Genomic DNA, 14,708 nt, shown 5'->3' with positions numbered 1-14,708 from the left:
GCGGGCCGCTGCCCACGGAGACCGGACCACGAAGCCGCCGCAGGAGCCAGCTCTGCTGGCGAATCGTTTGGTCTGAAACCCAATTCGCTTGCAGGCAAGCTCCTACAGCGGCTTCGTGGCAACCCCTGAATTCATGTCCGCCAGACGATATTAGAATCGCAACGTCGCCGCCAGATAAGGCCCGCCGATCTCCAGGTCGGTATCCACGCCGCTGACGTCATCCAATTCCACTTCCAATCGGCTGTAGCCGGCTTCCACACCAAGCAGGAAGTCGGACTGCCAGCCAACCCGGGCGGTATAGTCGCGCATGTCACTGCCATCGTAGGTAATCGCGTTGACCTCCCCGCCCACATACAGGCCGGTAAGCGGCAGATTGACGCGGGCCGCCAGATAGCCCATGGGGAAGGTCTTGTTGGCGCTCTCTGAAGCGGCGCGGCCGAGGCCGCTCACTTTGAAGTCGGCTTCCATTCGGCGTACCGTCACCCCGAGATCCAGCTTCACCACGTTATTCAGCGGGCTCCAGTAAAGGGTGCCGTCGAGCAGCTCCAGATCCAGGTCGCCGCTGACCTCCTCGCCAGCCAGAAAGTCCTGGCCGTTGAAGGAGATGTTACGGCCCAGGGTACGGCTGCCGCCTTCGGAGAATTCCATATGCCGAATGCGCGCATTGGGAATCAGAGGAATGGCGTGTTCCACGCCCACGAACAGCACGTTCTCGCGGCTGTCGTCCAGCCCCAGATCGTGTTCCACGTCAATGTTGCCACCGCCGGAGGCGATGTCACCGCTGATTTCCGCGTCCCAGGTGTAGGCGCCGAAATAAGCGTCCACCAGCGGGGCGGCCTGAACCAGGGGCGTCGCGCCCAGTACCAGGGCGCCAAGCATCAATCGTTTCATAATCAGGGTATCCTTGTTGCATTTAAGGGCTGCGTTTGAGGCGCAGTATTGCATCGCCTTCGCCGCAGACCAACCCCGGAAAAGCCGCCGCGCCGATGGCCCCGGGCGCCCTTCACGGCTATCCTTGTGGGTTCGGACAGACCGGGAACAGAACCATGGCCAATTCCCTGCAACAGCAGTTAATGAAAGCCGGGCTTGCGGACAAGAAGGCCGCCCGCCGGGCCAAGCAGCAAAAGCGTGAGGATGCCAACCGCGCCCGCCGTGAAGGGGGCGATGAGGACGCCGCGGAACGTGCCCGCCGTCAGCGCCAGGAGCAGGCCGAACGGGACCGCCAGTTGGAGGTCCAGCGGCAGGCTGAGCGTGAGGAAAGGGAGAAGCAGGCCCAACTGCGGCAACTGATCGAAGCCCATCGCCTGCCCCGGGAGCAGGGTGAGGTGGGGTTCCGGTTCGTGCAGGAACGCAAGGTGAAAACCATCTATGTGACCGCCTCCCAGCAAACTCAATTGGCTAATGGGCGGCTGGTCCTGGTGGCGCTGGGTGAAGGTTATGAGCTGGTGCCCGCCGAGGTGGTGGACAAGATCCGCGAGCGGGATGAGAGCGTCGTCCTGGTGTGCAATACCCCATCCGCGAAGAAGCAGGATGAGGACGATCCTTATGCCGGTTACGAGGTGCCCGACGATCTGATGTGGTAGGCCCCGGGTATCGACGAGGCGGCCAGGGTAAGGCCGCCCGAAACGCGGTTTACAATAAAATGGACAATAACAACGAGAAACCGAGATGGGATTTCCCAATGTGCTTTATGTCTGGGACGACCGCTTTTTATACCTGACGGAGGGGATTGCTTCCGGTTATACCCAGCGTCATACCGTCACCTTGCTGCTGTCATTGAATGACACGCCGTTCACGCTGTGTGAATCCGACGGCGCGGTGCAGCCCTATCACGCCGCCCTGGTCGGCAAACAGGTGACCCGGTCGCTGGATGCCGGCTCGGTTCCCTTGCTGTCGCTCAACTTCGACCCGCAGAGTTATGAGTACCACGCGCTTTCGGCTTTTCTCGGGGAGGAGGGCGTCAAGGCGGTGACTCTGGATGACGCTGCCCTGCCGGTGGACTGGGTTCGTCGCTGTACCAGCGAGGCTTTCGAGGATGCGGCGTTTTTTCGGCTCACCACACAACTGCCTCGCGCTATCGTCGGATACCAACCGATTCGTATGCCCATTGATATGCGCGTCATGCACGTCGCTCAGAAAATCAAAAAGGAATTGCCGTTGACCAGCACGGTGGCGGAACTGGGAGAAGAGGTCGGGCTGTCCCAGGACCGGCTGACCCATCTGTTCTCCGAATCCCTCGGGATTTCCATAAAAAGCTATTTGTTGTGGGCCCGCATGCGCCGTGCGGTTGAGTGCATTGCCCGTGGCGATACCCTGATCAGCGTGGCCCATGATGTGGGCTTCTCCGATTCCGCTCATCTTACCCGCACCTTGAAAGCATTTTTTGGCCTGACCCCGTCGTTTCTGGCCCGGGGAATGCGGTTGCACATGAAATAGCCGCTGCGTTCAAGCCTACCTGTCAGTACGTCCCTAGAATTTGTTATTTCAATAACGCTGTCTTAATAACAAAAATGGGAGTGCTGCAATGCCTTTTCCTGACTTTTCTGTTCACTATAGGGGCGGCTTATCCGCCGCTTGCGTGTTGTCCGTCGCGGTCGCCTTGAGCGGCTGTGGCAGTGATTCCTCCTCCAATCGGTCCTCGATCTCCTACAACGCCACTATTGAACGAACCACCCAGGGTATCCCTCATATCAGTGCTGACGACTATCGTGGTCTTGGTTATGGCCACGGCTATGCCATTGCCGAGGATAACCTCTGTGTGCTGGCGGACGCTTATGTGACCTTCCGTGGAGAACGGTCGCGGTATTTTGGTCCGGATGAACCGGCGGCGGTGACGGGGACTTTCGGTTCGCCGTCGAACCTGGAAGCGGATTTCTTCTTCCGGTTTGTGGTTAATGACCAGCAGGTCGAGGACTTCATGGCGGAGCAGCCGCAAGAGATGCGCGAGCTGTCGGATGGCTTCGCTGTTGGTTATAACCGCTACCTGAATGAAATCCAGGCCGGCCAGCATGCCGGTCGCCATGCCGATTGCCGTGACGCGGAATGGCTTGGTGAAATCGATGAAAAGGCTGTATTTCGCCGTCTGGTGGCGTTGAATCTGGCGGCCAGCTCCGCCAACTGGGTCGAGGAGATTACCGCTGCCGCGCCACCTTCAGCGGCACCGCTGCGTCTGCGTAACCCTTCCCCTGAAAGCGGCAGCGAGATCGATCTGGATCCGGAGCGGTTCCAACTGGGGCGCCAGTTCGGTATCGGCAGTAACACTTATGCCTTTGGCGGCGAAGCTACCCAGAGCGGCCGGTCGCTGAATTTTGCCAATCCACACTGGTATCTGGAAGGGGTGGATCGCTTCTATCAAATGCACATGACCCTGCCGGGCAAACTTGATGTGGCCGGCGTCTCCATCATGGGCGCGCCCATGGTGTTGTTGGGCTTCAACAACAACGTGTCCTGGTCGCATACGGTGTCCACCGCGCGGCGGTTCACACTTTATCGCCTCGCCTTGAAGGACGGCGACCCGACCACCTACATCAAGGATGGCGCGGAACAGCCCCTGCAAGAGGAAACCATCACCGTTCAAGTGCTGCAGGAGGACGGTTCTCTGGCGCCTGTGTCCCGCACTCTTTATCGTTCCGAGTACGGTCCGATGATCAACTTGTCATCGCTGCATCCGGCGTTGGCCTGGGACACCAATCAGGCGTTCACATTGCGTGACGTGAACCTGGAGAATACCCGCTCGTTCAAGAACTTTTTCGCCTTCGGCCATGCCGGTTCGCTGGACGAGTTCGTGGCCAGCATCAAGCGGTACGTGGGCATTCCCTGGGTGAATACCTCCGCCATTGGCCGCGACGACGAGCGTGCGCTGTATTCCGATATCACCGCGGTTCCCAACGTGCCGGACAGCATGTTGGCGGGCTGTCTGGTGCCGACCCTGGGACCGGTCATCCTGCAGGCGGTACCCGGTCTGCCACTGCTGGACGGTAGCCGTTCCGAGTGTGACTGGAAAACCGATTCGGATTCCGCCGCGCCGGGGACGTTCGGTCCGGCCAACCTGCCGGTGCTGCTGACCACGGATTACATTGCCAACATGAATGACAGCTATTGGCTGAGTAATCCGGACCAGCCGCTGACCGGTTACGCCGGCATCATGGGTCAGGAAGACTATGAACAAAGCCTGCGTACCCGCATGGGGCACATGATGGTGGAAGACCGCAAGGCGGGCACCGATGGTCACGGCACGGCCGGCGCCAGCAGTGAAACGGTTCGGGAAATGGTGTTGAACAGCCGTAACCTGAGCGCGGAATTGTTGAAAGCGGATGTATTGTCGCTGGTTTGCCCGGGTAATACCGCCGATGAAGCTGAAGCCTGTACCGTGCTGACCAACTGGGACAACACCGGCAACCTGGATGCGGTCGGCGCTCATATCTGGAAAGCGTTTTGGCTCAAGATCCGCAACCAGGATGAGCTTTACGCCAATCCGTTCAAGGCGGAAGATCCGATACACACACCGAATGGCCTGAATACCGGTAACGCGGATGTGGTTGCCGCCGTGGAAGCCGCTTTTTCCGAGGCCGTACAGGAAGTGGTGGACTCCGGCGTGGCTCTGAACGCCAAGGTCCGTGACTGGCAGAAGTACGCCAAGACCGGCACCGACATTCCACAGTTCGGCGGTGAAGGCTATGAAGGCTACTTCACGGTGCTGCGCAACACCTACATGCACGTGGTGGATTTCCCGGAAGGCGAGCCGGTGCGGGCCTACACCATGCTCACTCACGCGGTGACCACGGACCCGGCCAGCCCCTATTACAGCGAGGCCACCGAGGATTATTCAGAGAAAACATGGCTTGAGTTCCCGTTCACCGAGGAACAGATCAAGCAACAGAGCATCTCCATCACCGAATTGAGCCAGTAAAACGCGGCGGCGCGGACGGGTTGACCGTCCGCGCCTCGCTGCCTTTCACCAACCCTCTTGTAACCACGGTTCCAGCGCCGCCCGTATCGCCTGGCGGCCAGGCTCGTCCAGCGCCATCATTGGCGGCCGGCATTCCTCCGTACACAACTCCAGCAAGGAACAGGCGTATTTCACGCCGGCCGGATTGGGGGCGAGGCTCAATGCCTGAATCAATGGTGTCAGTGCTTGCTGCAAGCGGGTCGCGGTGGCGAAGTCGTTGTCGCGGCAGGCGTCCTGCAATTGCCGGCTTGCGCGGGGCAGGATATTGGCGATAACGCTGATCACGCCCTGTCCCCCCATGGCGTTATAGGCCGCCGAAGTACAGTCATCGCCGGAAAGCCAGATGAAGTCGTCGCCAATGAGGGCACGTTCCTGCGCCGGCCGGGCCAGGTCGCGGCAGGCATCCTTGACGCCGATCACCCGTTCCAGGACAGCCAGGCGTGCCATGGTTTCCGGTTGAATGTCGACGATGGTACGGGGAGGAATGTTGTAAATCAGGAGGGGGAGGTCGCTGTTGTCATGCAGGTATCGGAAATGGTGGTACAGCCCCTCCTGATTGGGCCGGTTATAGAATCCGGTGGCGCAGAGTGCCGCATCCGCGCCGCACTCCCGGGCGATGTTCACCCACTGTAACGCGGCTATGGGATCGTAGGACGTGGCGCCGGCGATAACCGGTAGCCGGCCCGCCACATATCGGCACACTTCCTCCAGCAGCTGTCCGTATTCCTGCTTTGACAAAGTGGGCGCCTCACCGGTGGTGCCGGCGATCACCAGGCCTTCGGTGCCGCCAGTCAGATGCAGATCAAGACAGCGCCGCAAAGCGGGGAAGTCGATCCGATAATCCTGAAAGGGAGTGACCAGCGCGACCAGGGAACCTTCAAACATGTTGGGTATTCCTTGTGTTGAGGATCGGGGGCGCTGGCAGGCAATAAAAAACCCGGTCGCGCCATCCGCGACCGGGTTTTGTTTAAGATCTGACGTCAGTGGTGATTCAGACTTTTTCCATGCGGCACCCGGCCCGGACATCGGAGGTCCGTTTCTTGGCCTGGCGTTTATTGGAGAAAGTCGGGTGCATCGGTGTGAGTCTGAATTGACACTGTCGAGGCCCGACTTTAGCAGTGGCCGGAACGATCGGTCAATCGGGATTGCCGGCGTCACGCGCTTCCCGATGGGGGCTTTGATAGACTTGGTCAATAATTTCGGATGGGATGACGGGGCCGATCGGCAACCGCGGCAGGAGGAATTCGGCTTGGATGTATTGAATGAGCTGTCTCAGGCTCTGGACGGCGTGTTGATCCGTCTGCGTCGGGAGCTGCGCGACGGGTTGCGCCGCGAGGGCATACGCTTGCCGCCACCGGCGGTGCAGGTGCTGTTGCTGCTGCAACGGCGCGGGGCGATGGGGATGCGCGATGTGGCGGCGTGCTCCGGCAGGGACAAGGGCCAGTTGACCCGGTTGGTGACCGCCTTGGTGGAAGAGGGGTTGGTGGAACGCCAGGTGAATGACCTGGACCGCCGCGCCGCCAGGGTCTCGCTGACCGCCAAGGGTTTGAGCACGGCATCTCTTTGCGCCCGCATCGAACGGCGCGCGCTGCACCATCTCTGTGAGCCGTTGTCCGCTTCCGATCAGGCCTCTCTGACGCGGCTACTGCGCCGTTGTCTGCAGGAAGACGAAGGCTGAAGGTCATGCCGGCGGGGCCAAACCGAGGAGGATGTCTTGTTGACCTTCCCGGCCTTGCTTAACCTTTGATCCATTATCGCGTCGGTGCCCGGGGATCGGGAGCGGGGCGGGCCAGCCACAGGTGAGGAGCGTCCAGGTGTCATCCGGAATCATCAAAAGCAATGGTATGGAGCTGTACTACGACGCCCGCGGGCCCGAGGACGGCGAGCCGATCCTGTTCATCATGGGGTTGTCCGCCCAGTGGGTGTTCTGGCCGGAGGCGCTGCTGGATGACATGGCGCGCCGCGGCTACCGGGTGATCGCTTTTGATAACCGGGACGCGGGGATGTCCACCGCCATTCGCGCGCCGATCCGGCAGGGACCAGTGGGCGCGATGGCGCGCTACATGCTGGGGATGCCGGTGGCGGCGCCTTACACCCTGGTGGATATGGTGGCGGATACGGTGGGTCTGCTGGACGCTCTCGGCATTGCCAGGGCGCATCTGGTGGGCGCTTCCATGGGCGGTATGATCGCGCAGCTGACCGCGGCAACCCAGGCCAGCCGGGTGCTCAGTCTTACTTCGATCATGTCCAGCAACAACAGTCCGTTCCTGCCGCCACCCAAACCGGCGGCGCTGAAAACCCTGGTGGCGCCGAAGGTGAAAGTGGAAACCCTGGATCAGTATCTGGCGTTTGGCCGCGACATGATGAGCAGGATCGGCGGCACGCTGCCGCAGGATCAGGAGGACTTGGAGCGGGCCTTCCGGCAGAGCTGGGAACGCGGCCTGAACCCGCGCGGTATCCGCAATCAATTCATGGCCATTCTCGCCACCGGCAGCCTCAATCGCTATTTGCGCCGGGTCCGCTGTCCGGCGCAGATCATTCACGGTGGCAGTGATCCGCTGATCCGCCCCGCCGGCGGCAAGGCCTCGGCCAAGGCGATTCCCGGTGCCCGGCTGGCGATTCTGGAAGGGATGGGCCATGACCTGCCCCCCGCCGTGTTGCCGCGTGTCGGGGAGCTGATTGCCGCCACCGCGCAGCGCGCCGGGGCGTCACGCCCGCTGGGTGGGGAAGGTGAGCACCTGGCGGATGTCGCGATATCCGTGGATGGCCATCAATAGCCGTTCCACCCCCATGGCCACGCCACTGCAGGACGGCAGGCCGGCTTGCAGCGCGGCCAGAAGATGCGGGTCCGGTGCCATGGCGCGGTCACCGTGCCCGGCACGCTCTTGGTTGTCGGCGGCGAAGCGCCGGGCCTGCTCGCCGGCGTCGGTCAATTCCTGATAGCCGTTGGCCAGCTCCAGGCCGCCGTGGTAAATCTCGAAGCGCCGCGCCACCGGCACACCGTCCTCATCCTCCCGCACCTGAGCCAGCGCCGCCGCCCAGGCGGGGAAGTCGGTGACCACGGTGAGCGTGGCCGGATCCAGTGCGGTTTCCACTTGTGTCGCCATCAGGAAATCCACCGACTGACGATGGTCCAGACCGTGCGGCGCGCCGGCCTCGGCGGCGGCGGCCACCAGCGCCGCTGGCGGGCAGGTCAGCGGATCCAGCCCGGTGACCTCGGCGAACAGGTGGCGGAAAGGGCGGATCACATTGGGCCGCCGGAGCCACCGACCCAACAGCGCCAGACATTCGTCGATCAGTTGTTCCAGGGAGAATTCGGGCCGATACCACTCCAGCATGGTGAATTCCGGATTGTGGCGGGGGCCGGCCTCACCGTGACGGAATACTCGGGACAACTGGTAGATCGGGCCGCTGCCGGCGGCCAGCAGCCGCTTCATGTGGTACTCCGGCGAGCTCTGCAGCCAGCCGTAGCCGGGCACTTCGATGCAATGGATGTGCGGGTCGGTGACGCCGTGAGCGGCCAGGGCGGGGGTTTCCACCTCCAGCACGCCACGGGCATCAAAAAAAGCGCGAACCGTGCTCAAAAGCTCGGCGCGCGCTTTCATGGCTTCCAGGGAAGCGGCGGGCTGCCAGATCCGGGATGACATGGTTATCCGGCGTCAGGACACGGCCAGGCGGTGCTCAGCCTTTGATCCGGCCGACGTATTCGCCGGTCCGGGTATCCACCTTGACCACCTCGCCCACCTGCACGAACAGCGGTACCCGGACCACCGCGCCGGTGGAGAGGGTGGCGGGTTTGCCGCCAGTGCCGGCGGTGTCGCCTTTCAGGCCGGGATCGGTTTCCACGATCTCCAGCTCGACGAAGTTGGGCGCGGACACCGACAGCGGTTCACCGTTGTAGAGGGTGATTTCGCACAGGTCCTCTTCCTTCAGCCACTGCTTGGCGTCGCCCACGGCGGCGGCATCGGCGGCTTTCTGCTCGAAGCTCTGCGGATCCATGAAGTGCCAGAACTCGCCATCGCTGTAGAGATACTGCATCTCCACGTCCATGACGTCGGCGCCTTCCAGGCTGTCCCCGGACTTGAACGTCCGTTCCCAGACCTTGCCGCTTTTCAGGTTGCGCAGTTTGACCCGGTTGAATGCCTGGCCCTTGCCGGGCTTGACGAACTCGTTCTCGATGATGGAACAGGGGTCCCCATCAAGCATCACTTTCAAGCCGGACTTGAATTCACTGGTAGAATAGTTGGCCATAAACCCTTTCCGTTGATTCAGGAATCTTTCGATGGCGTTACAAAGGTTGGCCATGATAACGCAGGAGGCCGACGGTTGGCAGGTGCCGGAGTGGCGTCGGCAGCAAGCGGACCTGGTCACCGACCTGGACCAGCTCTGTGAACTGCTGGAACTGGACCGTGCCGACCTGGCCGCCGGTGCTGATCCGGCCAGTGATTTTCCCCTGCGGGTGCCACGGGCCTATCTGGACCGGATCGAAAAGGGCAACCCCGCGGATCCGCTGCTGCGGCAGGTGCTCGCGCACCGGGATGAACGCCGCGAGGTGCCCGGTTACGGGCCGGATCCGTTGGATGAGAGTGCGCATACGCCGGTGCCGGGGGTACTGCACAAGTACCACGGGCGCGCCTTGCTGGTGGTGACCGGCGCCTGCGCGGTGCACTGCCGCTATTGTTTCCGCCGCCATTTCCCCTATCAGACCCATCTCAGCGGTGGACGCTGGCGGGCGGCGCTGGACTGGCTGGCGCGGCGCGAGGACATTCAGGAAGTGATTCTCAGCGGCGGGGACCCGCTGACCCTGAGTAACGGCCGGTTGCGGCAGTTGCTGGATGAACTGGCGGCCTTGCCGCATTTGCGCCGGCTGCGCGTGCATACGCGCACGCCGGTGGTGCTGCCCGCCCGGCTGGATCAGGAATTGGTCGAATTGCTGGCCCGGCCGCGCTGGCGCACCACGGTGGTGTTTCATGCCAATCATGCCCGGGAGATCTCTCCACAACTGGCGATGGCCTGTGCCGACCTGGGCGCGGCGGGGGTGACCCTGCTGAACCAGTCGGTGTTGCTGGCCGGCGTGAACGACGACAGCGATGCCCTGGTGGCTTTGTCCGAGGCCTTGCACGAGGCGCGTGTACTGCCCTATTACCTTCATCAACTGGACGCGGTGGCCGGCGCCGCGCATTTCGCCGTGGACGATCGGCGGGCCCTGGCGCTGGTGCGGGAAATGCGCGGGCGCCTGCCGGGCTTCCTGGTGCCGCGGCTGGCGCGTGAAGAGCCCGGGGAGGACGCGAAAACCGTGCTGGCGGGGTGAAGGGAATCGAGGGGCATGATGGATTTTACATTTCTCTTTTATTCAATTAGATTCTGTGATCTGTGTCACAAATAATCATTGAATCGGACCCTGGATTCTAAGGAACCTCTGAATCAAGGGCCCCGGCTTATTGGGGAAGCACCATCATGGATGAGGTCATCTGGACCATACCGGCCGAGGAGCGCGCGCCGGACCTGGATCGCTTACCGTTCGCCAATCACCGCCCCCGTCGTCTGGCCGCCTGGCTGGCGAAGTTGCCCATGGAAGAGCCTGTGGAAAGCGCGGATTGCTTGGCCGCGGTACTTTCCGATCTCTGCCGCCTGCGGGCCGAAGCGCCGTTGCGCATGACTCTGCTGGAGCTGTGCCGGCCGCGGGTCCGGCAATGCCGCCAGGCCCTGGACAGCTACCTGCTCAACCTGCCACTGTCTCCACGGGGCGCTGATCTGGACATGTTGTACCTGGGCGTGCGTCTGCATGATCGCCTGGCGCTGGGGTATCAGGGGGTGGCGCGTTCGGCGCTGGTGGGGCGCGGGCTGCCGTCGCGGCAGGCGGCGGCCGTGGCGTTGCAGCGAACCCTGGAGCAACTGGGACACGGTCTGCTGCTGTATCTACTGCTGCACCGCCCTCCCGAGCCGGGATTGTGGCGGCGCCTGCACCGGCTCTACGCGGTAGCCGAGCATCAGGGGCTGGCGGCCGTGGCGGTGGACGACTTGGACTGGCCGGGACGGGAAACCTCGGTGGCGGTGACCTACGGCCGTCTGGTGTTGCTGGCCAGTGCTCAACCGGGGGGCTTGTCGCGGCCGGCGGTGCTGGCGCTGTACCGGGCCACCGCGCAATGGGCGCGCTGGCTGACCCTGGAACCACTGGAAGGGCAGGCCCTGTTCCGGGTGGATCTGGATTCCGACCGGCCGCCTTCCTGCGCCGATTCCGGTGGTGGCTTCAACACGCGTTACTTCGATCCCCGGCCGCTGGCCGCGGCCCTGACCCGGCGAGGCGGGGGGGAGGCGAAGCGGTTGCATGATCATTTGCGTTGGGCCTGGGAGCCGGAGCCGCTGTCCAGAGCATCGACGCAGAATTGCGGCTGATCCTTTTTCATACGGTCGCAGGATCGCTTTGGAGAACCCGAAAGGGTCAGGCACAATAGCTTGTCTACGAATAATGGATGAGTATTTGCGCCGATGAGTTACGCTCTCGATACCCTTCGCCTGCTGATCGCGCACGATTCCCAGGACGACGCGGAACAACTGATGAATGCCCTGCGCAATGCCGGGCGCGCCACCCGGGCTCACCTGGCCCTGAACGATGACGACCTGGTCCGGGCCCTCAAGGGCGGCACCTGGGAACTGATGTTGTGCCGGCCCCGCTTTGGTGACGGCAGCTTCGAGCGGGCGCTGGAACACATCAACCGCCTCGGACGGGCGCTGCCGGTGGTGCTGTTGTGCGATGACTACTGCGCGGACCGGGTGCGTACCGCCATGGCGGCGGGCGCCAGGGCGGTGGTGCCGGTGGACGACCGTGAATTGCTGATGCTGATGGTGGACCGGATGATCGAGTTCCTGCGCTTGCGCCGGGAACTGCAGCATTCGGAGATCATTCGCCATGAGGCGGAGAAACGGCTGGCGCTGCTGATGGATCAGAGCCGGGACGCCATCGCCTACGTTCTCGATGGCATGCATATCCACGCCAACGACAACTATGTCTCGATCTTCGGCTATCAGGGCGCCGACGACCTGGCCGGCGTGCCGATCATGGACCTGATCTCCGCCAGTGACCACGCCCGCCTGAAACAGCTGCTGCGTGGCCGCGCCGCCGACGCCAGCCAGACCGACGAACTGCAATGCCGGGGGCTGCGCACCGACGGCGAAGAGTTCGACGCGACTTTTGTCTTCTCCCCCAGTACCTACGATGGCGAGGCCTGCACTCAGATCGTCATTCGTGTCAGTGAAGTGGATGAAAGCGCGATCCAGGCGCGGCTGGATGAGATCGTGCAGACCGACCAGGTCACCGGCCTGTACAGTCGTTCCTGGTTCATGGAGCAGCTGGATCAGGCGGTCGGCGACGCGGTACGCCAGGGCCAACTGGCGGCGGTGTTGTATTTGCGCGTGGATGATTTCGAGCAGCACCAGTCCGCTTTGGGCATGGAGGATGCGGATCAGGTGCTGCGGGCGGTGGCGGACTGGCTGCGCCGTCACTGCGCCGATGCCAAGCTGGCGCGCATGGACGGCGAGGACTTCGCCGTGCTGCGGCCGGTCAACGACATCGATGAGGCCCGCGCCATGGCGGAGTTCTTGTGTGCCGGCATCGCCGGGCTGATGCCGGAAGTGGCTTCCCGTACCGTTCATATCAGCGCCAGTGTCGGGCTGGCCTTCGCCCGAGAGGATGCCCATAGCAGCCATTCGATCCTGACGCTGGCGTTGAAATGCTGTCACCAGGCCCAGCGCGAGAACGGTGGCAAGGGCAACGCGGTGAAGGTGCATGATCCCATGGACGACGTCGCTTCCGGGTCACAGGAGGCGATCGTGCTGAGTCTGCGGGAAGCGTTGGAACACAACGGTTTCCAACTGCGCTATCAACCTCTGATGAATCTTGATGATGATCGCGAGCAGCTGTTCGAGGTGTTCGTGCAGATGCCGCAACGTCAGGGCGAGCCGTTGGCCGCCGCCGAGTTCATGCCGGTGGCGGCGGAAATGGGCATGGCCGGACGGGTGGATCGCTGGATCATACTCAACGCCATGCGCGCCGCCGCCGCGCAATCGCGGGTGCCGGGGCTGTTGATCAACCTCAGTGGTTTTTCGGTGGGCGAGGCCGGTCTGGTGGACTGGCTGGCAAAGGCCTTGCGCGCGGCACGGTTGCGCCCGGCCCAGGTGACCTTCCAACTCACCGAAGGGGACGCGGTGAATCATCTGAAGCAGGCGGCGGCGTTCGGCCGGGACCTTCGCAAACTGGGTTGCGGTCTGTCGATCAGCCGTTTCGGCGGCAGCCTGGACCCATTCAAACTGCTCGAACATCTGCCCGCCAGTATGGTCAAGTTCGAAGGTTCCTTCACTCAGGAACTGGGCAAACCGGAAAGCCGCGACCGCTTCGCCGAACTAGTCAAGCGGGCCGGGGAAAAGGGTTGCCGCACCGTGGTCGGTTTCGTCGAATCCGCCGCGCAGATGCAGGCGCTGTGGACTCTGGGCGGGGTGGACTACCTGCAGGGCTATTACCTGCAGGCGCCCACCGAGGAATTGCTGGTGATGGACGCCGAGGAGGAGTGAAGCCCGAGAGTCGTGGTCTATGGGCCACTGGAGTCGCATATGTAGGAGCGTGTCTGCAAGCGAATCCCAGAGGGGCGGGAGCTAATTCGCTTGCAGGCAAGCTCCCACAGCGGTTTCCGGGGCACGTGGAGAGCCGATAAAATTGGTCGGCCACCAGTGGCTCGTGAGCCGCGATTTCGCGCGCCGAATCAGCTCCGCCGGCCGGCCTGATCGCGGGCGAACTGCCAGGCGATGCGTCCGGAACGGGCGCCGCGGGTGCGGGACCACAGCACTGCTTCGTCGCGTAAAGCGGCCGCTTCCCCGTCACTGAATCCAAAATAGCGCAGCCATTGGTCCACGGCGCGAAGATAGTCGTCCTGGGTAAAGGGGTAGAAACTCAGCCACAAGCCGAACCGCTCCGACAGCGATACTTTTTCCTCGGTGGTGTCACCAGGATGGATCTCGCCGTTCTCGCCGGGGCGGGCCTCCAGGTTCTCGCTCATCTTCTCCGGCAGCAAATGGCGCCGGTTGGACGTGGCGTAAATCAGCATGTTGGCGGCGGCGCCGGTCAATGAACCGTCCAGGGCGGTCTTCAGTGCCTTGTAGCCGCCTTCGCCTTCCTCGAAGGAAAGATCATCACAGAACAGAATGAAGCGCTCCGAGCGCTGGCGGATCAGGGCCACCACCTGGCGCAGATCGGCGAGATCTTCCTTGTCGATTTCGATCAGGCGCAGCCCTTCATCGTGGAACGCCTGCAGGCAGGCTTTCACCAGCGACGACTTGCCGGTCCCCCGGGCACCGGTGAGCAGCACATTGTTGGCGGGCCGGCCAGCGACGAACTGCCGGGTGTTGCGCTCAATCGCTTGCCGTTGGCGGTCCACGTTGCGCAGATCATCGAAGCGGATCAGAGCGGGATCCTCGATCGGCACCAGGCGGCCGCCGCCGAACGGTCCCTGACGCCGTTCCCAGCGGTAGGCCGGCGCGTCTTCGGGAAAGGTCACCGCCGCGGTGCCGGTGGCGGTTTCCAACGCGTGGGCGATGCGTTCGAGCTGACCATGCAAAGCGGTCAGCAGTGCCTCGTTGGACGAGGGTGAATCCTGAGACATGGTGACTCCGTAAATGGGGCTAGGATGAAACTCCTATGATGGCGCGGGCCGGTATCCGCCTGTTACCTGAAAACCGCCTAATACTAGCGCGAATACGACAGACAAAC

General features: G+C 62.8%; 13 protein-coding genes. 8 read left to right on the top strand and 5 right to left on the bottom strand.

Annotated elements, in window-relative coordinates; genetic code table 11:
- Positions 1-150: 150 nt before the first annotated feature.
- On the bottom strand, positions 151-891 hold the full coding sequence (locus CRO06_RS01230; RefSeq protein ID WP_022993948.1) for a TIGR04219 family outer membrane beta-barrel protein: 741 nt from the start codon (positions 889-891) through the stop codon (positions 151-153).
- A gap of 155 nt (positions 892-1,046) precedes the next feature.
- Here CRO06_RS01230 and CRO06_RS01225 point away from each other — a divergent pair, with 155 nt between their 5' ends.
- The 3 genes from CRO06_RS01225 (at position 1,047) to CRO06_RS01215 (ending at position 4,909) form a co-directional block, all read left to right on the top strand.
- Positions 1,047-1,583 (top strand): DUF2058 domain-containing protein, encoded by a 537-nt coding sequence (locus tag CRO06_RS01225; RefSeq protein ID WP_022993947.1) that lies wholly within the window; start codon positions 1,047-1,049, stop codon positions 1,581-1,583.
- 85 nt (positions 1,584-1,668) lie between these two features.
- A complete protein-coding gene (locus tag CRO06_RS01220) occupies positions 1,669-2,436 on the top strand; it encodes a helix-turn-helix transcriptional regulator (protein ID WP_022993946.1) in 768 nt (255 codons plus the stop codon).
- Between the two features lie 142 nt (positions 2,437-2,578).
- A complete protein-coding gene (locus CRO06_RS01215; protein ID WP_244902748.1) occupies positions 2,579-4,909 on the top strand; it encodes a penicillin acylase family protein in 2,331 nt (776 codons plus the stop codon).
- Positions 4,910-4,954: 45 nt separating this feature from the next.
- Here the strand turns inward: CRO06_RS01215 and dapA are convergent, their stop codons facing one another.
- Positions 4,955-5,833 carry a 4-hydroxy-tetrahydrodipicolinate synthase gene (dapA, locus tag CRO06_RS01210; RefSeq protein ID WP_097057544.1) on the bottom strand — a complete coding sequence of 293 codons (879 nt, stop codon included), beginning with the start codon at positions 5,831-5,833 and terminating at the stop codon, positions 4,955-4,957.
- Positions 5,834-6,197: 364 nt separating this feature from the next.
- On the opposite strand from dapA, the gene CRO06_RS19990 reads away from it, so the two are divergent.
- Both CRO06_RS19990 and CRO06_RS01200 read left to right on the top strand, forming a co-directional pair.
- Positions 6,198-6,626, top strand: coding sequence for a MarR family winged helix-turn-helix transcriptional regulator (locus CRO06_RS19990; protein ID WP_159660001.1), 429 nt, complete (start codon positions 6,198-6,200; stop codon positions 6,624-6,626).
- A 136-nt stretch (positions 6,627-6,762) separates the two neighbouring features.
- Positions 6,763-7,725 (top strand): alpha/beta fold hydrolase, encoded by a 963-nt coding sequence (locus CRO06_RS01200; RefSeq protein WP_055099840.1) that lies wholly within the window; start codon positions 6,763-6,765, stop codon positions 7,723-7,725.
- Here the strand turns inward: CRO06_RS01200 and epmA are convergent.
- Both epmA and efp read right to left on the bottom strand, forming a co-directional pair.
- The gene (gene epmA, locus CRO06_RS01195) at positions 7,657-8,595 is read right to left on the bottom strand and encodes an EF-P lysine aminoacylase EpmA (protein WP_022993940.1); all 939 of its coding nucleotides are present in this window, start codon (positions 8,593-8,595) and stop codon (positions 7,657-7,659) included. The two genes, CRO06_RS01200 and epmA, sit on opposite strands and share 69 nt — an antisense overlap.
- 34 nt (positions 8,596-8,629) lie before the next feature.
- Complete coding sequence (gene efp / locus CRO06_RS01190) at positions 8,630-9,199, bottom strand: elongation factor P (RefSeq protein WP_097057542.1); 570 nt, start codon at positions 9,197-9,199, stop codon at positions 8,630-8,632.
- 52 nt (positions 9,200-9,251) lie between these two features.
- Between efp and epmB the strand changes: the two genes are divergently transcribed.
- The 3 genes from epmB (at position 9,252) to CRO06_RS01175 (ending at position 13,516) form a co-directional block, all read left to right on the top strand.
- The gene (epmB, locus tag CRO06_RS01185; protein ID WP_026948544.1) at positions 9,252-10,259 is read left to right on the top strand and encodes an EF-P beta-lysylation protein EpmB; all 1,008 of its coding nucleotides are present in this window, start codon (positions 9,252-9,254) and stop codon (positions 10,257-10,259) included.
- A gap of 146 nt (positions 10,260-10,405) precedes the next feature.
- The gene (locus CRO06_RS01180) at positions 10,406-11,344 is read left to right on the top strand and encodes a hypothetical protein (RefSeq protein ID WP_026948545.1); all 939 of its coding nucleotides are present in this window, start codon (positions 10,406-10,408) and stop codon (positions 11,342-11,344) included.
- A gap of 93 nt (positions 11,345-11,437) precedes the next feature.
- Entirely contained in the window at positions 11,438-13,516 is a 2,079-nt protein-coding gene (locus CRO06_RS01175) for an EAL domain-containing protein (protein WP_097057541.1), read from the top strand.
- 188 nt (positions 13,517-13,704) lie between these two features.
- Here CRO06_RS01175 and CRO06_RS01170 read toward each other — a convergent pair whose 3' ends face one another.
- Positions 13,705-14,601: an ATP-binding protein gene (locus tag CRO06_RS01170; RefSeq protein WP_097057540.1), complete on the bottom strand. Its 897-nt coding sequence runs from the start codon at positions 14,599-14,601 to the stop codon at positions 13,705-13,707.
- Positions 14,602-14,708 lie beyond the last annotated feature (107 nt).

It is taken from the genome of Alloalcanivorax xenomutans (assembly GCF_900217905.1).
Lineage (GTDB): Bacteria > Pseudomonadota > Gammaproteobacteria > Pseudomonadales > Alcanivoracaceae > Alloalcanivorax > Alloalcanivorax xenomutans.
Note: the sequence above shows the minus strand (reverse complement) of the source record. Positions and strands in the feature narration are given on the sequence as shown.